Consider the following 22008-nt stretch of genomic DNA (forward strand, 5'->3'; position numbering starts at 1 on the left):
GACACCCGGCCTTTAATGCATTTTGCCGAATCCGACGCCGGCCGATCGCGAAGTGTGAACTCACTGCTACCGATAGATGGCGTCCCCTAGGGGATTCGAACCCCTGTACTCACCGTGAAAGGGTGATGTCCTAGGCCTCTAGACGAAGGGGACGGAAAACCGTCATTCGTTTGGTGGAGGTAAGCGGGATCGAACCGCTGACCTCTTGCATGCCATGCAAGCGCTCTCCCAGCTGAGCTATACCCCCGCGCGAAGAGGCGTGACTATAGCGCATTTGGCGGGTGCTGACAACCCGCGCCTCGGGCGCTTCAGCGGGCCGTATTGGAAGGCCGCCCATCGCCCCCTCCTGTATCGCCATCGAATTTCCGGCCCCGGCATCCACGCCAAATTACCGACATCAGGCATACAAACAGCCCCCGCCGACCCCTATCAATTCCGATAGGATCAATGCCAATGGATTGACTTGAAATAGTTAGTAATCCAGTATTTCGCGTCCACGCGCCCGTCTTCAATGGGCGCGTACCGGGGGGAGCATAACAATATGAAAGTCGGCGGATTCTTCTTCCGTCTTGCCATCGTCATTTCGATGGCATTCTCGATGGCGTTTGCGGGCCGCGTCCAGGCCCAGGTCGCAGACAAGACAGTGACGTTTGCGGGCGCAGCCTATGGGGGCGACGCCGCCAGCATCGACAAGCGATTTCCCTATTCGCGCGCTTACGAAAACGGCCTGAAAGCTGCGGGCGATTCGCCATATAAGCGTCTGCTGGCGGCCGTCAATCAGAATCCGGCCAGACACCTCACGCTCACGACCGGGCCGATTGACCAGTTGAAGGGCCGCGACCAGGCGCTCGTCGTTTCGCTCGTTATCAATACCGAGACCGTCTCCGTCGAGCGCTTCGGGGCGATCCGCAAGCTGTTTGTCCTGCTGCGTGGCCAAGTGCTGTTCTTCGACTTCAAGTCGATGACGGTACTGCGCTCCTATCCGGTCAGCTTCGGTTACGTCGACAACCTCGATCACGAGCCGACGCGCGCAGAAGTGCTGGAACGCGTGCGCATGGTCTATGACGGCGCGAACGGCAAGCCCGGGCTATACGCCCGCTTTGCCTCGTCCGTCGCGCAAGCGCAGTTGCCCGATCAGGCACCGCGCTATCTGCAAGTCACCCACGTGGAAGTTACGCCGGAAGCTGCGGCCGTGCTGCCCGATTATCTGAAAGCCACACCCGCCGCCGCACAGACGTGGGTCGCCGACATGGCCAGCGAAGCGATCTCCACGCGTATCGGCGTGCCCGTTGTGCCTTACTCGAAGGGCTATGCCATCGGCAATGTCATGTCGATGCAGATCATGGACGGCACCGTCTTCAATCTCAAGCTGCCGCAGCCGGACTATGAGATCGACGTCGCGCTCAAGAATTTCAAGAAGATCAAGTACAGCGAAAACGCAGTGGGCACGGCGTATATCTACGGCAGCTACGCGGATGTCGCCATTCGCGAGCCGCTGACGGGTGCGACCTACCTGAACACCTCGCTCAAGAACGGTGAGGTGAAGCCGGTTCCTGCATCGCAGACGTGGGTCGACGATTTCCCGGCCTATTACGACTCCGTCAACGGTCTGTTCGTGAAACTTGCCGAGTCGGTGGCGGGGACGGACACATCATGGGTGAAGTCTGCCGCTTCGGCGTCGGACATTTCGTCGCAAATCGACAAGACGATGGGATTAATGAAGCTATGCAAGTGATGAAGCGATTTTTGTTGTTGTTGGCTGCGGCCCTGTTCGCATCGGGTGCCGCTGCACAGGTGCAGCAGGCACGCGGCAAGGCGACCGTGACCTACGAGGGCTGGTCGATCTCGCGCGACGACAAGGCACGCGCCCTGTCGGCCGCCCAAATGAAGGCCGTGGAGTTCTACTACGCCGAGGCTGGCGAAGCCGAGTCGGAGAACTTCGACGCGATTCGCCAGAAGATTCTCGCCGAGCCGGATCGCTACATCCTCGACTCGACGATCCTCGCCGAAGAGGAAAACTCGGACAAAAAGCAGTACACCGTGGCCGTGCGCGTCTCGCTCAACGTGGCGAATCTGCGCAACGCCGTGAAGAGTAATTCCGCCGTCGCCAAGGGCGGTCCGGCCGGACGCTCGCCGCTGGCGTTCATCTTCGTCTCTCGTGAAGTCGGCACCTCGCGGGCGTATGACGACCGCGTGTACAAGCGCATTGACCGCAAAGCCGACGTCAAAGCCCAAGTCAATGCGTCGGAGCAAGGCACCGAGGGCGAGAACATTCGCGGCAATCAGATCGGCACGAATGCGGCGACGAACGCGAAAATGTCCGCATCGATGCAAAGCTCCGCGTCCGTCGAGACGGGTGGCAGCACCACGCGACGCGCCACCGACAACACGTTCCGCCTGATTCCCAGCGCCAATCTGTCGCAAGTCTTCACGTCGACGTTCGCAAAGGCCGGCTTCAAGGTCAACGAAGCCGCGCTGGTCGAGCCGTACACGGGCGGCCAGTTCAAGGTCGCCAACGTCGAGAACGATTACAAGAACGGCATGGATCTGAAGCCGGCAACGCTCGCGTCGATGGTCTCGGGCATGCGTGTCGCACGCATGTCCTACATCGCGCTGGGCACGCTCGACGTCGGCCTCGCCGATCGCGATCCGAACTCCGGGCTCATGCGCGTGGCTGTCACCGTCAACGCAAAACTGCTCGACATCGGCCAGACCATTCCGGATACCGTCGCCTCGGTGGGCCCCGTTCAGTACGCCGGCACCGGTCCGACCGAAGACGAGGCCCGAACCAATGCGCTGCGTCTGGCGGCCAACAACGCCGCGCGCGAGTTGACCAGCCAGATCACCAATCTCAGTCTGCGCTAATCAGCGGATTCAACCCTCCCTCTCCTGGAGAAGACGTTCATGAAGAAAATCATCGCTTGCGCCGTTGCGGCCGCTTTCGTGGGTGCCTCGGGCGCCTCGTATGCTCAACTCGGCGGGCTGACCAGCCTCGTGGGCGGCGGCAGCAAGTCGGATAGCACCGCCGATCTGTCGGGCCAGCAAGCTGCGCTGGTGAAGAACTACGTCGCCGCCAACGTCGACGTGCTCAACGCCAACGCCAAGATGGGCGAAGCCCTCGGCCTGAAGACGCAAGCCGAACAAGCGGCCGCTGTCGTGGCGCAACTGTCGTCGGGCTCGACGCAGGACAAGGACTCGGCCTCGAAGGCCGTCAACGCCGTGGGCGACACGAGCGGCGCTATCGCGGCGAAGCTCAAGGAAAAGCCGGTGCTCGACGATGCTTCGAAGAAGACTTTCACGCAAGGCCTCGGCCACCTCGCTCTGGGTATGGTGCACTACGTCGGCATGCGCAACGACGTGACGTCGATGGGCAACAACATGAAGAGCGCCTCGCCGATGGCGCTCACCTCGCTGGGCGGCGCCGCCTATGTCGTGTCGAACTTCCCGGGCTCGGTCACGGAAGCGGGCAAGGCACTGAAGAACGCCATCGACTTCGCACGTAGCAACGGCATCGAAGTTCCGGCGGATGCCACCAAGGCACTCGCAGCGCTGTAAGCCAAAGCACCCTATACCTACAACATGATGCGTAACTCGCTCACGGGGGCCCTTGCGGCCCTCCTTTTTATTGCCGGATGCTCCGAGAAACCGGCAGACGCGCCTCAGGTCCCCTCCTCCGCACCGAGCGCAGCCGGGCCCGTACCGGACGCGGGTAAGGTCGAAACCGAAAAGACAACGGCGGTCGGTTTCGGCAACACGGCGGGTGAAGCCATGCTCGAAGCGATGAAGCTCGCGCTGATGCAGGTCAACGGCGCCGTGGTGCAGTCCGACAGCGTGACGGCCAAGTATGGGCTGGACGTCAGTCTCAATCAGGATTCGGCATCGCTGCGCGCAAACGCATTCGCCGACATCGTGCAGCAGCGTTCGGGGGGGGTCATTCAGCATCTGCGCGTGATCAGCCTTGACGAGCCGGGCGTGTTGTCCAAACGCTATAAGGCCAGCATCGAGGCCGATATCGCCAAGTTCAAACCGTCTGCCGACATGCGCAAGCTCAAGGTCGTCGTCGGTCCGGTCGTCTTCTCGCAGGCCTCGCTGCCGATGGGCGACACCACCGTTGCGTCTCGAGACGTGGCGGCAACGCTGCGTCAACGGGTCAGCGATGCCCTCGTGCAGACCGGCCGTTTTGCGGTGCTCGACCGCGAGATGAGCCCCGAGATCGAGCAAGAACTCGACATGATCAAGTCTGGCGAAGCGCCCAGCGCCGAGCTGGCGAAGCTTTCGCAGGCCGCCAGTGCCGATCTGGTGTGGAGTGCACGCGTGAGCGCGTTCAACTACACGCGGCAGGCACGCCAATTGCGCACGAGCGATCGGCAACTCGTGAGCTATTCAGGCGGCTGGGCACTTTCGCAAAAGATGGTGAACGTGGCGACACGTCAGGTCTCGGCGGCCAGTTCGTTGAGCAACACGTTGCCGGCAACCGCGCCGACCACGCTGGGCACCGGCGTCGACGGACAACGCATTCTCGCCGAGATGACCGATCAGGCCAGCAAGGCCATCGTCAGCGCAATCCTGCAATCGACGTTCCCGATCACGGTACTCGGACGCGACGGCACGAATGTCGTCGTCAGCCAGGGCGGACAGGCGTTGCGCGAAGGGGGCCGCTACGCGGTCGTCGCGTTGGGCAACGAGTTCAAGGATCCGCAAACGGGGCAAAGTCTCGGACGCAGCGAGAATCCGTGCTGCGAACTGGTCGTGGAACGTGTGACGCAGAACCTGTCGTACGGGCATCTCGAGAACGTGCGCAGCAACCTCAACCTCGACACCCTGCCGATCGCCGGTCTTCAGGTACGTGGCGAGCTTGCCGGCGGGCAAGGCCGCGCAGCACCTCAGGCCGGGAGCACCGCAGCGCCCGCCGCCGTGGCAGGCAAGGCCACGAAGAAGGGCTCGACGCCGGCCAGCGCGCAATCGGCACCGGCGCAAGACGATAAGTGGTAAAGCACCGTAGCAAGTCGTAGCATGCAGTCAAGCGGCAGGCCGTCACCCTACGCCGGGGCGACGGCGCTGTCCGCAATTTCATGAGGGGGCTTCGAGGCATATTGCGGGGGCAGGCCGCGCGAGGCGAGTAGAATCCGCGACACAAACAGTCGGCGATTGTCGCCGCTGCCGCAGAATTCGACGGGCCAGACTCATGAGGCATCATCATGCGTCACCCCGCCCTCAGCAAGGTCGACGTCATGAGTGAAACTCCATCCCCTGCGCGCAGCCCACGCTTCGTGCCCAACGGTCCCGTGTTGACCGTCGAGCAGATCGCCCTTCAGGTCGCGAACGAGCGGATCTGCATCGCCATGGCCAATGCCGGCACCGGCAAGACGACGACACTCGTCGCACGTATCGGCGAGGCCATCGCCGGCGGCACACCGCCTGAGCAGATCCTCGCGCTGACCTTCACCGCCACCGCAGCCGACGTGCTGCGCGCCCGCCTGCAACGCTCCGGCATCCACCCTGAGTTGCACAAGCGCGTGCGCGTCTCGACCTTCGACGACTACAGCCACGAGGTGCTCGAGACCTTGCCCACCGCAAACGAACGAGCCCGGCGCATTCTGCGCGATAGCTTCCTCACGTCCTCCATCGCCGACGCCATGGAAACATTGCGGGACGACGTCGAGCACCGCTACGCACCGGGCGCCTTCGAAGACAATCACATCAATGTGGCGCAGAGTCTCGAAGCCATGCGAAAGCTCAAAGCGGGCGGCGCACTATTCGATGACGTCGATGATGAACAGCTTGACGATTTGCTCGAACGTCTGGACGTCACGCCGGCTCAGTACGCCATCGCTCAGGCTTACGAACGCATTCGCCTGGGCGCGCTGGACGAACCGAAGTTCCGGGACCGTTTCGACGCGACGTACGATCTCGCGCAGTTGATCGACCGGGAGAGTGTCTCGCCGCAATACTTCGCACCGTGCCGGTTGATTGTGTGCGACGAGCAACACGACTTCAACGAAGCATCGTATCGTGTGCTGCGCCATTTGCTTCGCACGCTGAATTGCCGCTTCGTCGGCGTTGGCGATCGCGATCAGGTCATCCACGGGGAGATGGGCGCGAGCGACGTCTACATGGGCGAACGCTTCCAGATGGATTTCTCCGGCGCGACCGCCTACAAACTCACGCATACGTTCCGCCACGGCCCGCATATCGCCTATCCGGTCGCTGTTTTCAAGCGAAAGGCCATCGAATCGTATGTCCGGCGTCACACGCCCATTGAGGTAATCACGGCCGACAGCGCACAAGATGTCGTTGCCCACGTCGTGCTTGCAGACGTGCGTCGCTGGCTGCAAGAGAGCGATAAACGTTCGACGTGCGCGGTGCTTCTACGCGACTGGCATCAAAGCGCCGCGATAGAAGAGGCGCTGTGGCAGGCCGAGATTCCGTTCGAATCGCCGAACAAGGAAGGCTTTCAGTTCCGGGAAGAGATTCGTTTCGTGCGCGCCGTATTCGCGTTGGCGATGCGCGCACACGAGACGATCGACGAGCGCGAACGCATGTCCGTTGCGGCAGTGCTGGGCATCTTCGCGAACATTCGCCTCTCACGCGATCAGTACCAACTGACGGCAAAACACCCGGAACTGATCGAACAGATTTACGCGTCGTATTTGCTAGGCGCGCCACCGGGCACACCGGCCGCCAATATCGGGCAGTTGATTCGCGAATTGCGCGCGAGCCTGCCGACGCTCTCGGCCGGCGACGCCTTCCGTCGCATCCGTCAGAAAATCGATTTTCAGGCGGTTGCCACGCGCCTCTATGCACGCCCCTACGATGTCGATCTCGTCGAACGCACGCTGCGCGCGTTTGCCTCGACACTCCCTGCCGAGGACACACCGCTCGCCGACTATTTCTCATCGATGATGGCGCGCCTGTCCGCCATCCGGCGCACGCGAACGGGCACCCGCGTGAGCGTGGACATTGTTGCGAACATCAAGGGCAAGGAGTTCGACCACGTCATCATTCCCTTTCTGGAACGCAACGAGTTCCCGAACCCGTTCGCGCAGATGGAAAGCGAGAAGAACCTGTTCTATGTGGCGCTCACCCGGGCGCGGGAATCGCTGTCGCTGATCACGTCGCGGGACGAAACCCGTCAGAGCGGGTTCATCGCCTCGCTCGACCTGCCCCGCACGACTCGCCTCGCCGACGATGCGCTCGTTCGCAACATGGCGGCGCCCGTGGACACCGCACCTGCGCGCCGCTATCTGAGCGGCGACACCTATGGCGCGAAAGACGAACTGCTGGCCCTCGGCGCCGTCTACGACCCGGCGCGGCGACAGTGGTACATCACGCCGGAGAAGGACTCGGCGGCCTTCTCGCAATGGTTGTAACGAAGTTCGCGCGACGCGGGTAGAATCCGCAACGCGCGGCGAACATGGCGGGCGAAGGTCGCTGCTAACGCAACATTTGACGGGACACATCCTCATGAAGAAAGCACTCGCACTCGCAGTGGCGCTGACGGCCGCCGCGAATTGGGCACATGCCGAGAGGATCGGCGACGTGAGCACGGCATTCAAATTGCTGGGCCCGGATCACAAGATTGTCGTGGATGCCTTCGACGACCCGAAGGTGCGCGGCGTCACTTGCTACGTGTCGCGCGCGAAGACCGGTGGCATGAAGGGCATGGTCGGGCTGGCGGAAGACAAGTCCGAAGCCTCGATTGCCTGCCGCCCCGTGGGACCGATTTCGTTCGGCGCGCCACTGCCGAAGGAAGAAGAGGTTTTCTCCGAAGGGCTGTCCCCGCTCTTCAAGAAGCTGCGTATCGTGCGCATGGTCGACAAGACGCGCAACACACTCGTTTATCTCACCTACTCCGACAAGCTCATCGACGGCTCCCCGCAGAACAGCGTGACCGCGGTGCCCGTGGACCGGGGCACGCCGATTCCGATGAAGTGAGCGCTCGACCTGGCTTACTGCGCGGCAGGCCTCATCCGCGCAGTAAGCCGAATCGCTTCAATTTCCGGTAAAGCGTGTTGCGGCTCACGCCGAGCTTGCGCGCCGCTGCACTCACTTGCCCCTGACAAGCGTCGAGCGTAGCCCGCAGCGCCTGGCGCTCTGCGGCTTCCAGCGGGGCCTCCGTCTGAGATGCTTCGGCCGCCACCCGCTCCACGTCGAGCAACTCATCGGGCAAGTCGTCCAGCGTGACAACACCGCTCTCGCTCAGCGCGACGAGCGTGCGGATGACGCTGCGCATCTGACGCACATTGCCCGGCCACGCGTAGGCGCAAAGCTGGTCCTGCGCCGCGTCGGTCACAGTGATCCGGCCTTGCTCGCAGGCCTGTGCCAATAGCCGCTGAATCAGGTCGATCTTGTCTTCACGCTCGCGCAGCGGCGGCACACCGACTTCCAGGCCGCTCAGGCGATAGAAGAGATCCTCGCGGAATAGCCGTTCGGCGATACGCTCGGAAAGGTCGCGGTGCGTCGCGCTGAGTATGCGAATGTCCAGCGGCACCGGCTCGCCGCCGCCAAGCGGCGACACCATGCGGTCTTCGAGCACGCGCAGCAGGCGGGTTTGCATGGCAAACGGCATATCGCCGATCTCGTCGAGAAACAGCGTGCCGCCATTCGCCTGCCACAGCTTGCCGTTCATCCCCTCTTTGCGCGCCCCGGTGAAGCTGCCGCCCACGTATCCGAAAAGCTCGCTCTCGATGAGCGACTCGGGAATCGCCGCGCAATTCAGCGCGACAAACGGACCGTTCGCTCTCGCACTTGCCGCGTGCACCGCGCGCGCGAAGACTTCCTTGCCGCTCCCGGTTTCGCCGCGAATGAGGACCGGCACATCGTGGGCGAAGACACGGCACGCCCGGGAAAACTCGCGTGCCAGCGCCGGATCGGAAAACGGCGGCGCAGACGTTTCCTGCCCGGGAATCGGCAGATGGCCAATGCGCCGTGCCGCGCGATGCGGCGCCCGCACCATCGCCAGCAGCGATTCGCCGTGATGCGTGCGAATCGGCCAGCACGCGCTCGGCGCGGGGTGCGCTTGTGCCAGCAGCGCGTCGAGCGTTTGCGCAAACCATCGATCCACGCGGGTGCCCACGATCTCGTCGCGTATCACGCCCAGTCGATTCAACGCGCTTTGGTTGGCGGCAAGCACGCGGCCGGCGTCGTCGAACGCGATCAACGCCTGCGCGAAGCCGCCGAGATGATCGGCCTGCTCCTGCAATTGCAGCAGCCATTCGTCGCGATAGTGCAGGAAGAAATACTCGCTCTCCACCACCTTCGCCGACAGGTTCACGAGCGCGAGCGTATGGAATTGGCTCTGCCGGGTGAGGTCGGCGCTCGTCGACGACACGTCGATCACGGCCAGCAGTTCGCCTTGCGGGGCAAATACGGGACTTGCCGTACAGGTGAGCGCCGTATGCAGCGCTCGGAAGTGATCCTGCTGACAGATGATGACGGGGGCACGCTCGACCACGCAGGTGCCAATACCGTTGGTCCCTTCGCACGACTCGCTCCAGTCGGCGCCCGGCCAAAGCCCTGCGCGATGGAAATCGTCGCGCTGGCCGTCGTGGAGCCGGGAGTCGACGATCACCCCGTCCGGTGCCGTGAGCAACACCGCCTGGTGCGGATTCATCAATTGGCGTTGCAGACGCTCGAGCACAGGGGTGGACACGCTGCGCAGGCACTCCATTGCGCTGCGCCGCTCGCGCAACTGTGCCGACTCCAGCACGCGCGGCGCCATCCGCGCGCCCGGATCGAGCGCATGGGTATCCAGACAGCGGCGCCAGGAATCGGCGATGTTCGGGTCTGTCGCGGCAGCACCATGCAGCGAATGACCCTGTACCGCATTGAGCACACGGCGCGCGTGCGCAGACTCTGTATTGGCTGGCATTGGTCGGTCTCCCCCGTGCCGGATGATCTCGTAGTCGTTCCCGAAGCATGTCCCATGCCGGAGCTCATTGCAATGCGCTATGTCAATCGGAAGACGCAAGTCGATTGCCTGTCACGACCACGAGACAAGGGATGTCACCGTCCGAGACAAAGGTGTCACGGATTCGTGACACCTGGCGACCGCCACACGCCCGTGACCCGCGTGGATACGGCATTGGCCGAAGGTGGCCCGCGAATTGCTTACTACCCCGCGTGGCCACAGCGCCGCCGACACGACAATATCCGGAGACACAACATGCGATACGCCCCACCCGGCACGCCCGGTGCCCTGCTGTCTTTGCAAGCGCGGTACGAAAACTACATCGGCGGCAAGTTCGTCCCGCCCGTGGAAGGACGGTATTTCGTCAACACGTCGCCCGTCACCGGCGGCATCATCGGCGAGTTTCCGCGATCCAGCGGCGCAGATATCGAGCTTGCGCTCGACGCGGCGCATGCCGCAGCGCCCAAGTGGGGCAAGACGTCGGTACAGGCGCGCTCGCGCATTCTGTTGCAAATCGCCGACCGCCTCGAAGCGCAGTTGGAGCGGTTCGCCGTCGCCGAGACATGGGACAACGGCAAACCGGTGCGCGAGACGCTCGCCGCCGACCTTCCGCTGGCCATCGATCACTTTCGCTACTTCGCCGGGTGCATCCGCGCGCAGGAAGGGACGGCTGCGGAGATCGACGAGCACACCGCCGCCTATCATTTCCATGAGCCGCTGGGCGTCGTCGGCCAGATCATTCCGTGGAATTTCCCGCTGCTGATGGCCGCGTGGAAGCTGGCCCCCGCGCTCGCCGCAGGCAACTGCGTGGTGCTCAAACCCGCCGAGCAAACGCCCCTTTCGATCACCCTGTTCGCCGAACTGGTCGGCGATCTACTGCCGCCGGGGGTGCTGAACATCGTTCAGGGTTTCGGCAAGGAAGCCGGCGAAGCCCTGGCGACCAGCCGCCGCATCGCCAAGATCGCCTTCACCGGATCGACGCCCGTGGGCGGGCACATCCTGGCGAAGGCCGCCGCCAATCTGATTCCGAGCACCGTCGAGTTGGGTGGCAAGTCGCCGAACATCTTCTTCGAAGACATCATGCGCGGCGAGCCGGAGTTCATCGAGAAGGCCGCCGAAGGCCTCGTGCTGGGCTTTCTGAATCAGGGTGAGGTCTGCACCTGCCCGTCGCGCGCGCTCGTACAGGAATCGATCTACGAGCCCTTCATGGAAGTCGTGATGGCACGGGTCGCACGTATCAAGCGCGGCGACCCGCTCGACACGGAAACGGCCGTCGGCGCGCAAGCGTCGCAGCAGCAGTTCGACAAGATCCTCACGTACCTCGATCTCGCCCGCAAGGAAGGTGCACAGGTGCTGACGGGCGGCGGCATCGAAATACTGGAGGGCCCGCTGGCGTCGGGCTTCTATATCCAGCCGACCCTGCTCAAGGGTGACAACCGCATGCGCGTGTTCCAGGAAGAGATCTTCGGTCCGGTAGTCGGCGTGACCACGTTCCGCGACGAGGCGGAAGCGCTGGCGATCGCCAACGACACCGAGTTCGGTCTGGGCGCCGGGGTGTGGACACGCGACATCAATCGCGCGTACCGCATGGGCCGCAGCATTCAGGCGGGACGCGTGTGGACCAACTGCTATCACCTCTATCCGGCGCATGCCGCGTTCGGCGGGTACAAGAAGTCCGGTATCGGTCGCGAGACGCACAAGATGATGCTCGACCACTATCAGCAGACGAAGAATCTGCTGGTGAGCTACGACATCAATCCGCTCGGATTCTTCTGAGCGTTCACTCTAGTCGCCTCTGAGTTTGCAGCAGATCAAAGACGCATCGCGCCGTAGGTGCGATGCTGTCTTCAGTGCTTGCGAACGATGATTCTGGACACCACATGCGCGCTCGCGTCGAGAAACCGGCGCGCGTGGTGTGCCCCTCACAGAACGAATAAGGAGCATGACCATGAGCACGACCTTCTTTATCCCCGCCGTCAACATGATGGGCATCGGCAGCCTCGACGAGGCGATTGGCGCCCTGCGTCAGTACCATTTCCGCCGTGCACTGATCGTGACCGACGCCGGACTCGCCAAGGCGGGTGTTGCGGACAAGGTAGCGAAGCTGCTGGCGCAACAGGACATTCAATCCGTGGTATTCGACGGCGCGAAGCCGAACCCGACGGTCGGCAACGTGGAAGCCGGGCTTACCATCCTCAAGCAGAGCCAGTGCGATTTTGTGATCTCGCTGGGCGGCGGGTCGCCGCATGACTGTGCGAAAGGCATTGCGCTGTGCGCTGCCAATGGCGGGCGGATTGCCGATTACGAAGGCGTCGACCGTTCGAAGAAGCCGCAACTGCCGCTCGTCACGATCAATACGACGGCCGGCACCGCGAGCGAGATGACGCGGTTCTGCATCATCACGGACGAAAAGCGTCATGTGAAGATGGCAATCGTGGACCGTAACGTCACGCCGTTGCTGTCGGTCAATGATCCAGCGCTGATGGCGGCGATGCCCAAGGGGCTGACGGCGGCGACGGGGATGGATGCGCTAACGCATGCGACGGAAGCGTATGTGTCGACCGCGGCCACGCCGATCACCGATGCCTGTGCGTTGAAGGCGGTCACGCTGATTTCGCAGAACCTGCGTCGCGCGGTATCGCATGGCGACGACATGACGGCGCGCGAGAACATGGCGTACGCACAGTTCCTCGCAGGGATGGCGTTCAACAACGCATCCCTCGGGTACGTGCACGCGATGGCGCATCAACTCGGCGGATTCTACGACTTGCCGCATGGCGTCTGCAACGCGGTGCTGCTACCGCATGTGGAAGAGTTCAACGCGAGCGTGAGTGCGGGACGGTTGAAGGATATCGCGCAGGCGATGGGTGAGAAGGTGGACGGTCTGAGCGACGAAGAAGGCGCAAAGGTGGCGATTGCCGCGATCCGCCGGCTGTCGAAGGACATCGGGATTCCGAACGGGTTGACCGAACTCGGCGCGAAGCTCGAAGACGTCCCGACGCTTGCCGCGAATGCGATGCAGGACGCCTGCGGGTTCACCAACCCGCGCCGTGCAGAACAAGCCGAGATCGAAGAGATCTTCCGCCGGGCGTTCTGAGAGCGAGTTGCATGGGTTCGTTGACGCGGCCCTATGGCGGGCTCGTCAACGTGCCGGGTGGAGCGGTGAATTGTGGTAAGCGCGATCTGATCTGACGGTTACCCGATTTGACGAAGGCGATTGTCAGGTCAAATTGAGTTGTTCAATGTGGTGATTTTATCGTTCCACGCCTCCTTTCCGTCTCCGAGGGTTCGCATCGGTGTGCGCCCGCAACACATCTTGCCTTGGTGCGTTCGCTCGGTGTTGTGATGTGCAGCCCAATCGTCTAAATCGGTCTGCAACTCCTCAATGTTCAGGTAGATGTTCCGCTGGAAGGCGACCTGATAAAACTCGTTGAGAATCGTTTTATGGAACCGTTCGCAGATCCCGTTGGTTTGCGGGTGGTTCGCCTAGGTCTTCGTGTGCTCGATGTCGTTCACGGCCAGGTAAAGCGGGTAGTCGTGTTGCTCTGGCCTGCCGCAATATTCGATGAGAATGCCGCCACCGCCGCTTCGGTCGCTTCCTCGACCCGGTTACGCAGATTGGGCGGCGGGCATCGAGCAACGCCTCTACACCACCAGCCTCCACGGCCGATTGATAGCGATAGAACGTATCTCGCGAGAAGCCCATTACCTTGCAGGCTCGAGAGGCGTTGCCCAACTCGGCCGCTAAGTTCAGCAAGCCAACCTTGTGTTTGATGACGTTCTGAGAAACACTAGCCATGGGGTTACTCCTTGGTGCTTGCGCGCTTTTAGACATCCTTAAAACTCTTCGCGGCTCTGGGCTTCTCCGTCAAGCATTTCGAGCATTATGGAGTAAGTTATGAAAAAATTTAACTTACGTGAATTTTGCAGAGTTGCCGAATCATTACTTGTTTTTTAAAATTATTCTCGCCTTTCATCAGCAAAAGCATAAAAATTTACAGCATGGAGGAAAGATATTATGGCGACTGCCCAGATCAACGATGCGGAAATATACTATGAAATTCATGGCAAAGGGCCAGCAATCGTTCTGATCGCAGGTTACACTTGCGATCACACATTCTGGCAAGGAATGGTGCCTAATTTGGCAAGGCATTTCAAAGTGATAACCTTTGATAATCGAGGAATCGGCCGCACGAAAGATGCCGGTCAATCATTTTCGATCGAAGATCTGGCCGCTGATACGGCCGCGCTGATCAAGCACCTGGGGCTGCAGCAACCTGCGGTAATAGGTCAGTCCATGGGGGGAGCGATCGTGCAATCATTACTCGCTAAGTTCCCAAAGGTGGGCGATCGGTGCGTAATATTAAATTCATCACAAAAGTTTGACACCATTGCGTTCAAAGCATTGGAAAGCCTGTTGGCGCTGAGAAAGGCCAATGTCGACTTTGATCTTTTGATTGATGCGACACTTCCTTGGCTTTCTGGCAATGACTGGTTAGCAAAACCGCAAAATATTGCCGATTTCAAGCAAGCGCTTAGAATCAATCCCTTTCCCCAGTCAGTGGCTGATCAGAAACGCCAATTGGACGCCCTAAAACTTTTTGATGCCAAGATGATCAACAAGCCATGGAAAGGGTCCGCGCTCGTCATTTCGGCTTCTGAAGATCGAATAGCTTCGCTTGAGGAGGGGAAGGCACTCGCTCAATGTCTCGACGCGCGGTTTGTGAAAATTCCGGGTGGACACGCCAGCCCAGTCGAACAGGCAGAAAAGGTCGCACAAGCGATCACGGAGTTCTTGCTTCAGTGACCGATCACCATCTTTCCGATTGACCTCCCCCCGATTAACCGAGCACCTTGGGCTGGAGATTTGCAGCGTCAAGGTGTGCGAGTCGGAACTCGCGCGGGATCAGAGCGCCTAGCGAGCTATGCGGCCTGAAATCGTTGTAATCTCGTCCAATGACAAGAACCAGTGCACGTTCAGGCATTCATCCCGGAAACTGCCATTAAATGATTCGATAAACGGATTGTCCGTGGGTTTGCCTGGTCGGGAGAAGTCCAAGATTACGCCATTTTCATACGCGCAGTGATCCAGCGCATGTGAGATGAACTCGCTGCCGTTATCGACCTGTATTCGTTTCGGCGCACCGCGCAGCGCTTTCCGATGAGACATCGTGGCCACGACATCCCCCGCCTTCGCGTCGAAGTAGAACGTGAATGCGCTCTACGCCATAACGTATCCGAGTTTCGGCAATCTCCCGGATGCGCCGATGCTCGGCGCGGTCATCACCTGGGCTCGGCACATAGAAGTGCGTGGCCTGGCGTAGCTGCAATACCGCTGTGGCCCACCGGATGCTCACCCGATACGCTTGAATCAAGAAATTGGCCAGCTCGCGCTTACCCATGACGCCGGATATATGTACGCAATCGACTCCCGTGCTCATCAAAACATCAACTTGCTATCTAGGGCAGTCCATATATGTAGAACGTGGCTTCGGAAATATCCATCTTCCGGCACACTTCCGCCACCGTGGTACCCGCTGCGGCTTGCTTCAGCGCGAAACCTATCTGCCCATCGGTGAACTTCGATTTCTTCATGCAAATCTCCTGCCTGTCAGGGCTTCAAATTTGCCAGAAATCCACAGCTTTGAATGCTACGATTTTTCGGGGGGAGGTCAATCGACGACAGCATCGATCAACCGAAGCGCCCATAGCTCGGCCAAAGCTGCCAGTCCCAATGCGGTGGAAGCCCATGCCAACCAGGGCGTGCTGAACCTGGCCGGCACATTCGGGCGGCTGTCGAACACGGAGATCGACAGAATTGCGAAGGCCATCGTGGCCGCGCGACAAGTGTTCGTGTCCGGCTTCCCCACATGCCCATCGTCAGCATCTGCGAGTCGCCAATTCTGGAAGCGGCGCAGGATGGTAAGCGATTCGGCATCGCGACGGTCACGCCGGATTTATAGCAGGCTCGAGCGCGCCGGCGGGTCACTCCTCCCTCAGCCAACCATCCGGGCGGCAGGAATGGTCCATGTTCCATTGATGATGGACGGGTCCGTCTCGCTCGGCCAGTACATTCTCAACATCAGAATGAAGTCCCCGGGAGGCGACGGGAGCCAATTCGACTCCTTATCCTTACCAGGCGAATCCTTCTGGATGTAGAGATCGGTCGAGCCGTCTGCGTTGACCCGCAGATTCTGGCGCGGACTGATCGCATATCGGTTGAGCGTATTGTTCACGAAGAAGTAGCCGTCGTCATACATCGTCAACGACCAGAACCCCTCTACGGGCGGCAAGCGGCCTTTGGGGAAATGCATGACGTACTTGTTCGACCCGTTGTATTTTTTTCCCTTCACGTCCAGATTCGAGGTCGGATAGAGCGCGTCCTGCGGGCGGTTTGCCCCCAGCCCGATAGCGGTGATGAGAGCCCGCGTCAGGTAATCGGTGCCGTAGATGCCGGTACGGGTCGTGAACGACCAACCGTTCTCGTTCTTGAGCGTCTTGTACTGCTGCATGATCCTGTTGAATCCGATCTCCGGCACGCGCTTGACGAAATCCCCTTTGAGCTTGCTCTCGTCGAAGCGCTTGCCAGGGACAATGCCGATGCGCGCGAACCTCGCGATATGAGCCGCATCGGCAGCCGACGGCGGGTTCGTCTTCATCAGTTCGCAAAGCAGCGAGAAGTAGGACACCGCATCCATACGATTGACCTGATCGCGTACCGCCGTCTTCATGTCGATTGACGGGTCGACCTTGCCCGGCAGCGGTGTGTAAGGCTTGCCATAGGCACTGAGCGGAACGAGCTTGAACTCGTCTTGCAGCCTGTGGACCTCAGCGTAGTCTTCCAGTGTTCCAGTGCAATAGATGCGGCCAAGCAGCCACACGATATTAGTAGACGACTTGTATTCCTTCACGCCGTCGGGCAGCGTTCCTTTCCAGCCCGGACCGGTGATCGCATACGTCTGTGCGCCTGTGCCCGTCGTGCGCTTACCCGGAACCTGGAACACCGTTGTCCAGCCATCGAGCATCGGCATCAGGAAATAGCGCCCCTTCATATCGGGGATGCTGAGCACCCAGGGTTCGCTGCCAACGTCGAAGAAGGCGTTTGTGTAGAGCGTGTCGGCGTTCGGCGCTGTGACGTCCCTGAACGCTGCGTCAGGATAGTTGCGCATCTTGATGATGTGCCCCATCGGTCCGCGCGAGCCTGCTATCTCGGAGACATTGGAGATAATCCGCCGGGTCATCTCCATCGTCACCAACGGGTATCCGAAGACGTAAGCGTCGATCGCCAGCTGGGAAGCCTCGGAACGGCCGCCCGAAGCGTCAAGGGCCCCCTGCGCGGCGAGCGCCGAACGGGTCATTGCGGAGCCAGCGGCCAGGCCCAATCCACCTAACAATACAGAACGACGAGTAATCTTCATACGCGTACCCCTGGGTTGTGAACCACCTGACGCACGGGCGGGATCAGAAGCATGCCGTCGCGCCGACAGTCAAGCAGTTAGTTCGCATTCCTATATGTATAAGAAAAATAATCGGATGGCGCACGCATCGCACGCCGCACAGCTAGTTGGCCTCGGAACTGTTCTTGCAGACTATATAAGAACGACCCGATGGAGACTTGCCATTTGGCGCCAAAAACGAAGACGTACGGCCTCTAGCCTTCATTGACAGAGAGACGTCATTGGGTGGGCCCTGCCATTTATGAGGTAAAGCGATAGCGCGACGGGATGCTCCCCGTCCAGCGTTTGAAGGCGCGAGTAAAGTGTGCTTGATCGCTATAGCCGACCATATACGCAATTTCGGTCGCGGAATAATTACCGCTGGAAATTAGCTGGAGCGCCTCAAGTCGACGTGTCTCGTCACGTAAGGCATCGAAGTCAACACCGCAATAATTGAGACGGCGTTGCAGAGTTCGGGGAGACAGCCCAACGCTTCTTGAAATAGTGGCAAGTTTTGATTGATCCCGATCCGATATCCGCGTAATGAGCGTGTTTGCCGTTTGCAGCGTCGATCTGATGGCTTCTGTGGTTTTCCACGCGTTATCCCGAGTATGTTGCAGGGGACTGTCGAGCAAATCGCGGTCGAACTCGATCATGTTGTACTCCGCGCCCGTTTCGAGGTTCTGACCCAGGCATTCTTCAAGGACATCGTCCCCTCTCGCTCTTGGCATTTTGATGTGTACGCGTATGGCGGAAGGCTCACCGGACATGAGAGGAATTTTCCTGAGCACGGCAAGACTACCCAGGATGAAATGCCTCGGATCGGCTTCGCATGGCCCCGTGAACTGGTGAATCAGTTTCGTCGTACGGCCTTCGGTGACGATTTTTACTTTGCCCGCCTGATGCAGTAAGACCGAATTGGATGCAGCCAGCGCACAAGCCTGAGCTATGTTCTCCGAACCCAATATCGATTCCCCCCATGCGCCGAGTGAGCGTATTTCTGTCAGGAATCCTACATACGCGCCGCCGAACGGATCCTGTGTAATATCCGCCATTTCATTGCCGATACGAAAGCAGGCCGTCTGTGGCAACCAGATATCGGGGTTTTGAAAGAAATCCGACGAAATACCAAGCCGCCGGAGGAACTCCAGCGACGACACCCCTCGCATGGCGAGATAGGGCGCCATTTGCAGAAAGCTTCTGAGCCTGATTGATGGCACGGCATTCGACATAGATGCTTACACCAATTCCCAGAGGCAGCACGGATGGAGATCGTTTGCATGCGCGAAAACGCAAGTGCAAACAATTAGGTAACCTATGTACCTGGTGACAGATTATGCACGACTGAGAAGGCTAATGACGCTACACCGCCGCAGGACTATTCGGGGGCAAGCAGGTCAATGCCGAGCAATGTCATCTTCTTGTACAACGTCGCCCGTCCCATGCCCAACCGGGCAGCCGCCTCGGACACCCGTCCGCCGGCGGCGCGCAGAGACTCGGTGAGGAATTGCCGCTCGAACGCCTTCATTGCGTCATCGTATCGTTTCCACTCCACCACCGGTTCCGTCGGCATCGCCTCGGTCACATCGGCCACCTTGGCGACATTCTGCGCACCGGCTTCGCTCGTCGAACCGCGCCCATCGTCAATGAAACGCGCCAGCGCGAGCGCGTCGATGCGCTCGCTCTCGGAGAGCAACGCGACACGCTCAAGTGTATTTTGAAGCTCTCGCACATTGCCCGGCCAGTGGTAGGCCATGAGTCGCTTGATGGCCCCCTCGTCCAGTTCCAGATGACCTGCGTCGCGCTGCGAACTCAGCCTGTCCAGAATGGCGTAGGACATGGCTTCGATGTCCGACGGACGGTCGCGCAACGGTGGCACCCGAATCATCAGTACGTTGAGCCGATAGTACAGATCCGCGCGGAATCGCCCCTGCGCAACGAGCGCCGGTAAATCCGCCGAGGTGGCGGCGATGATGCGCACATCCGTCTGCACCACGCGGTTCGAGCCGATCGGCTCGAACTCCCGCTCCTGCAAGGCACGTAGCAGCTTGCCTTGCAGCGGCAGCGGCATGTCGCCGATTTCATCGAGGAAGAGCGTTCCGCCCTGTGCCAACTCGAACTTGCCGGTTCGGCCTTTCCGGTCTGCGCCAGTGTACGCACCGGCTGCGGCGCCGAAGAATTCGACTTCGAGCAAAGCGTCGGGAATGGCGGCGACATTAACGCTGACGAGCGGCTTGTCGGCCCGTGGAGACGCGCCATGAATCGCGTGCGCCAGCAACTCCTTTCCGGTGCCCGTTTCACCGAGCAGCAACACCGGCGAGTCGAGCTGTGCGGCGCGGCGCCCGAGGCGCTTCGTCTCCAGACTTGCCGCGCTGGTGCCGACGAAACTCGAAAAACTGTATTTTGCCCGCCTCGCCTGTGCGAGCGACTGACGGGTCGCGAGGAGTTCCGACTGTAGTCGCGAGTACGTGCTGAACATAGGGGTCAGCACCTTCAACTCATCGAACAACGCGAACCCCACTGCGCCCACCGTCTTGCCATGCGAATCCTTGATCGGCAACCGGGTGACCACCAGAGGCTCCTGTCCCGTCTCAAGAATATCGAGCAGGATCGGTCTGCCGGTCGTGACGACCTCGCGCATCAGGCTGTTCGGGATCACGACTTCGCAATCGAGCCCGATCACGGCTTCCGGATTGGTGAATCCGAATCGCTCCGCGTAGCTCCGGTTGATCCAGACAATTCGCGCATCGCTATCCACGACAACGGTGCCTTCACTGGAAGTGTCGAGCGTCTCGAACAGCGATTGCATCGCCTGCTTGCGAACAAATGCATAGTCGGAGAGCAACCCACGTTGTTCGCCCAACGCAATCGGGTCCGGTTTTTCGTCTTCGTACATATTGAAATTGCCGCCAGTCTCCATTTCGAGACGATTATTCCACGAATAGAGACACGCACTCCATCAGCGAAAATATCTATCTCAGCGAATATTCTCCGATGATTCGCCCCATTGCAGGGGTGACACCCGCACCACCGTCTCAAAATTGAGACATTTCGCCGCCATACTGTGGCTTCCCCTTGGCCGACCGACCGCGTAAAGCCCGCAATCCATGTCGGAGTCCTTCCCGATCAACGACTTAAGCCGTCTCGGCATACTTTTTGCGTATGGGCAGCCGGTCGTAAGAACATCAACCTGCACAACAAAGCGCAGGCAAACATACTGGAGACAAGATGTCGTTTCTCATCGTGCTCGCCGCATTGGCGTTTCTGATGTTGGTCGCGTATCGCGGCTATAGCGTGATTCTCTTTGCCCCCATTGCTGCGCTGGGCGCTATCCTGCTGACCAGCCCCGAAGCCGTCGCCCCCGTTTTTTCCGGCATCTTCATGGAGAAGCTGGTCGGCTTCGTCAAACTCTACCTGCCCGTCTTCCTGCTCGGCGCCGTGTTCGGCAAGGTCATCGAGCTATCCGGCTTCTCCGAGTCCATCGTCGCGGCAGCGATCAAGTACATCGGACGCACACGGGCCAATGCCGTCATCGTCGCGGTGTGTGCGCTGCTCACCTACGGCGGCGTTTCGTTGTTCGTCGTTGTGTTCGCGGTCTATCCGTTCGCGGCAGAACTCTACCGGCAGAGCAATATTCCGAAACGGCTGATGCCCGGCGCCATTGCGTTGGGGGCTTTCAGCTTCACGATGGATTCGCTCCCGGGGACGCCGCAAATCCAGAACATCATCCCCACCACGTTCTTCAAGACCACGGCGTGGGCGGCACCGGTGCTCGGCATTGCCGGCGCGCTCTTCATCATCGTGGTCGGGCTGACCTATCTCGAGTGGCGTCGCCGGGTTGCCGCGGCCAACGGAGAAGGCTATGGCACTTCGTTGCTCAACGAACCCGAGCGCGTGAATTCGGACAATTTGCCGAATCCTTTCCTCGCCATTGCCCCGTTGATCCTCGTCGGCGTGGTCAACTATGCGCTCACGAAAGCCATTCCGCATTGGTATGGTGATCGCTTCGATGTGACCCCCGACCTTCTTCCCGGCCTTCATGCGCCGTTGTCGGTCTCGATCAACAGCGTGGTCGCCATCTGGGCCGTGGAAGGTGCGTTGCTCACCGGTATCCTGCTGGTGCTGATTGCGGCATTCAGCAAAGTCCGCGACCGATTCGCGAATGGCACCAAGGTCGCCGTTTCCGGGGCGTTGCTCGCCACGCTCAACACAGCTTCCGAGTACGGTTTCGGCGGCGTCATCGCTGCGCTGCCGGGCTTTCTGGTGGTGGCAGACGCCCTGAAGAGCATTCCCAATCCGCTCGTCAACGCGGCTGTGTCGGTCTCGACACTTGCAGGCATTACGGGCTCGGCGTCGGGCGGTATGAGCATTGCGCTTGCCGCCATGTCTGATACCTTCATCAAGGCCGCGCAGGAGATGCACATTCCGCTCGAGGTACTGCATCGCGTCGTTGCGATGGCCAGCGGCGGCATGGACACACTGCCGCACAACGGCGCCGTCATCACGCTGCTCGCCGTCACGGGCTTGACGCACCGCGAATCGTATCGGGACATCTTCGCCGTGACCGTCATCAAGACGATGGCCGTGTTCTTCGTCATCGCGCTCTACTACGTGACGGGCCTGGTTTGAACATGACAGGCACGCACTCGATCCTCACGCATT

Annotated in this window: 15 protein-coding genes, 2 tRNA genes and 2 pseudogenes; 10 read left to right on the forward strand and 9 right to left on the reverse strand. The window is 60.5% G+C overall.

The window, feature by feature from the left end:
- Positions 1-77: 77 nt before the first annotated feature.
- Together PHO31112_RS14680 and PHO31112_RS14685 are read right to left on the reverse strand one after the other, a co-directional pair.
- A tRNA-Glu gene (locus PHO31112_RS14680) sits at positions 78-153 on the reverse strand.
- 18 nt (positions 154-171) lie between these two features.
- Positions 172-247, reverse strand: a tRNA-Ala gene (locus PHO31112_RS14685).
- Positions 248-541: 294 nt separating this feature from the next.
- On the opposite strand from PHO31112_RS14685, the gene PHO31112_RS14690 reads away from it, so the two are divergent.
- The 6 genes from PHO31112_RS14690 (at position 542) to PHO31112_RS14715 (ending at position 7935) form a co-directional block, all read left to right on the forward strand.
- Positions 542-1735 carry a hypothetical protein gene (locus PHO31112_RS14690; protein WP_246178212.1) on the forward strand — a complete coding sequence of 398 codons (1194 nt, stop codon included), beginning with the start codon at positions 542-544 and terminating at the stop codon, positions 1733-1735.
- Positions 1735-2865 (forward strand): hypothetical protein, encoded by a 1131-nt coding sequence (locus PHO31112_RS14695; protein WP_246178214.1) that lies wholly within the window; start codon positions 1735-1737, stop codon positions 2863-2865. Before PHO31112_RS14690 ends, PHO31112_RS14695 begins: the two co-directional genes overlap by 1 nt.
- Positions 2866-2904: 39 nt before the next feature.
- A complete protein-coding gene (locus PHO31112_RS14700) occupies positions 2905-3555 on the forward strand; it encodes a hypothetical protein (protein WP_150621187.1) in 651 nt (216 codons plus the stop codon).
- A 213-nt stretch (positions 3556-3768) separates the two neighbouring features.
- Complete coding sequence (locus PHO31112_RS14705; protein ID WP_246178217.1) at positions 3769-4992, forward strand: CsgG/HfaB family protein; 1224 nt, start codon at positions 3769-3771, stop codon at positions 4990-4992.
- Between the two features lie 206 nt (positions 4993-5198).
- The gene (locus tag PHO31112_RS14710) at positions 5199-7370 is read left to right on the forward strand and encodes a UvrD-helicase domain-containing protein (RefSeq protein ID WP_150621189.1); all 2172 of its coding nucleotides are present in this window, start codon (positions 5199-5201) and stop codon (positions 7368-7370) included.
- A 94-nt stretch (positions 7371-7464) separates the two neighbouring features.
- Positions 7465-7935, forward strand: coding sequence for a CreA family protein (locus tag PHO31112_RS14715; RefSeq protein WP_150621190.1), 471 nt, complete (start codon positions 7465-7467; stop codon positions 7933-7935).
- A gap of 31 nt (positions 7936-7966) precedes the next feature.
- Here PHO31112_RS14715 and PHO31112_RS14720 read toward each other — a convergent pair whose 3' ends face one another.
- The gene (locus PHO31112_RS14720) at positions 7967-9871 is read right to left on the reverse strand and encodes a sigma-54-dependent Fis family transcriptional regulator (RefSeq protein WP_150621191.1); all 1905 of its coding nucleotides are present in this window, start codon (positions 9869-9871) and stop codon (positions 7967-7969) included.
- A 294-nt stretch (positions 9872-10165) separates the two neighbouring features.
- Here PHO31112_RS14720 and exaC point away from each other — a divergent pair, with 294 nt between their 5' ends.
- Together exaC and yiaY are read left to right on the forward strand one after the other, a co-directional pair.
- A complete protein-coding gene (exaC, locus tag PHO31112_RS14725) occupies positions 10166-11686 on the forward strand; it encodes an acetaldehyde dehydrogenase ExaC (RefSeq protein WP_150621192.1) in 1521 nt (506 codons plus the stop codon).
- Between the two features lie 172 nt (positions 11687-11858).
- Entirely contained in the window at positions 11859-13007 is a 1149-nt protein-coding gene (gene yiaY, locus PHO31112_RS14730; protein WP_150621193.1) for an L-threonine dehydrogenase, read from the forward strand.
- A gap of 128 nt (positions 13008-13135) precedes the next feature.
- On the opposite strand, the pseudogene PHO31112_RS14735 reads toward yiaY, so the two are convergent.
- A pseudogene (locus PHO31112_RS14735) lies at positions 13136-13709 on the reverse strand (helix-turn-helix domain-containing protein).
- 219 nt (positions 13710-13928) lie between these two features.
- Here PHO31112_RS14735 and PHO31112_RS14740 point away from each other — a divergent pair.
- Positions 13929-14717, forward strand: a complete 789-nt coding sequence (locus PHO31112_RS14740; RefSeq protein WP_150621194.1) for an alpha/beta fold hydrolase — start codon at positions 13929-13931, stop codon at positions 14715-14717.
- A 34-nt stretch (positions 14718-14751) separates the two neighbouring features.
- Here the strand turns inward: PHO31112_RS14740 and PHO31112_RS14745 are convergent.
- From PHO31112_RS14745 to PHO31112_RS14760, 5 genes and pseudogenes are all read right to left on the reverse strand, one after another.
- A pseudogene (locus PHO31112_RS14745) lies at positions 14752-15505 on the reverse strand (integrase core domain-containing protein).
- A gap of 77 nt (positions 15506-15582) precedes the next feature.
- Positions 15583-15741: a hypothetical protein gene (locus PHO31112_RS27160; protein ID WP_174995724.1), complete on the reverse strand. Its 159-nt coding sequence runs from the start codon at positions 15739-15741 to the stop codon at positions 15583-15585.
- A gap of 165 nt (positions 15742-15906) precedes the next feature.
- Positions 15907-17268 carry a DUF1254 domain-containing protein gene (locus tag PHO31112_RS14750; RefSeq protein WP_246178221.1) on the reverse strand — a complete coding sequence of 454 codons (1362 nt, stop codon included), beginning with the start codon at positions 17266-17268 and terminating at the stop codon, positions 15907-15909.
- A 338-nt stretch (positions 17269-17606) separates the two neighbouring features.
- Positions 17607-18533, reverse strand: coding sequence for an AraC family transcriptional regulator (locus tag PHO31112_RS14755; RefSeq protein ID WP_246178223.1), 927 nt, complete (start codon positions 18531-18533; stop codon positions 17607-17609).
- Between the two features lie 191 nt (positions 18534-18724).
- Positions 18725-20155 carry a sigma-54 interaction domain-containing protein gene (locus PHO31112_RS14760; protein ID WP_425495204.1) on the reverse strand — a complete coding sequence of 477 codons (1431 nt, stop codon included), beginning with the start codon at positions 20153-20155 and terminating at the stop codon, positions 18725-18727.
- 419 nt (positions 20156-20574) lie between these two features.
- Here PHO31112_RS14760 and PHO31112_RS14765 point away from each other — a divergent pair, with 419 nt between their 5' ends.
- On the forward strand, positions 20575-21975 hold the full coding sequence (locus tag PHO31112_RS14765; protein ID WP_150621198.1) for a GntP family permease: 1401 nt from the start codon (positions 20575-20577) through the stop codon (positions 21973-21975).
- Positions 21976-22008 lie beyond the last annotated feature (33 nt).

The organism is Pandoraea horticolens (assembly GCF_902459555.1).
GTDB classification, from domain to species: Bacteria; Pseudomonadota; Gammaproteobacteria; order Burkholderiales; family Burkholderiaceae; genus Pandoraea; species Pandoraea horticolens.

Excerpts from the sequence above, each read along its gene's own strand:
- exaC (WP_150621192.1), top strand. The coding sequence starts at position 10,166 with ATGCGATACGCCCCACCCGGCACGCCCGGTGCCCTGCTGTCTTTGCAA.
- PHO31112_RS14690 (WP_246178212.1), top strand. The coding sequence starts at position 542 with ATGAAAGTCGGCGGATTCTTCTTCCGTCTTGCCATCGTCATTTCGATG.
- PHO31112_RS14755 (WP_246178223.1), bottom strand. The coding sequence starts at position 18,533 with ATGGCGCCCTATCTCGCCATGCGAGGGGTGTCGTCGCTGGAGTTCCTC.
- PHO31112_RS14705 (WP_246178217.1), top strand. The coding sequence starts at position 3,769 with ATGCTCGAAGCGATGAAGCTCGCGCTGATGCAGGTCAACGGCGCCGTG.
- PHO31112_RS14715 (WP_150621190.1), top strand. The coding sequence starts at position 7,465 with ATGAAGAAAGCACTCGCACTCGCAGTGGCGCTGACGGCCGCCGCGAAT.
- PHO31112_RS14765 (WP_150621198.1), top strand. The coding sequence starts at position 20,575 with ATGTCGTTTCTCATCGTGCTCGCCGCATTGGCGTTTCTGATGTTGGTC.
- PHO31112_RS14760 (WP_425495204.1), bottom strand. The coding sequence starts at position 20,155 with ATGCAATCGCTGTTCGAGACGCTCGACACTTCCAGTGAAGGCACCGTT.
- PHO31112_RS14750 (WP_246178221.1), bottom strand. The coding sequence starts at position 17,268 with ATGACCCGTTCGGCGCTCGCCGCGCAGGGGGCCCTTGACGCTTCGGGC.
- PHO31112_RS14720 (WP_150621191.1), bottom strand. The coding sequence starts at position 9,871 with ATGCCAGCCAATACAGAGTCTGCGCACGCGCGCCGTGTGCTCAATGCG.
- yiaY (WP_150621193.1), top strand. The coding sequence starts at position 11,859 with ATGAGCACGACCTTCTTTATCCCCGCCGTCAACATGATGGGCATCGGC.
- PHO31112_RS14740 (WP_150621194.1), top strand. The coding sequence starts at position 13,929 with ATGGCGACTGCCCAGATCAACGATGCGGAAATATACTATGAAATTCAT.
- PHO31112_RS27160 (WP_174995724.1), bottom strand. The coding sequence starts at position 15,741 with ATGGCCTTCGCAATTCTGTCGATCTCCGTGTTCGACAGCCGCCCGAAT.
- PHO31112_RS14700 (WP_150621187.1), top strand. The coding sequence starts at position 2,905 with ATGAAGAAAATCATCGCTTGCGCCGTTGCGGCCGCTTTCGTGGGTGCC.
- PHO31112_RS14695 (WP_246178214.1), top strand. The coding sequence starts at position 1,735 with ATGAAGCGATTTTTGTTGTTGTTGGCTGCGGCCCTGTTCGCATCGGGT.
- PHO31112_RS14710 (WP_150621189.1), top strand. The coding sequence starts at position 5,199 with ATGCGTCACCCCGCCCTCAGCAAGGTCGACGTCATGAGTGAAACTCCA.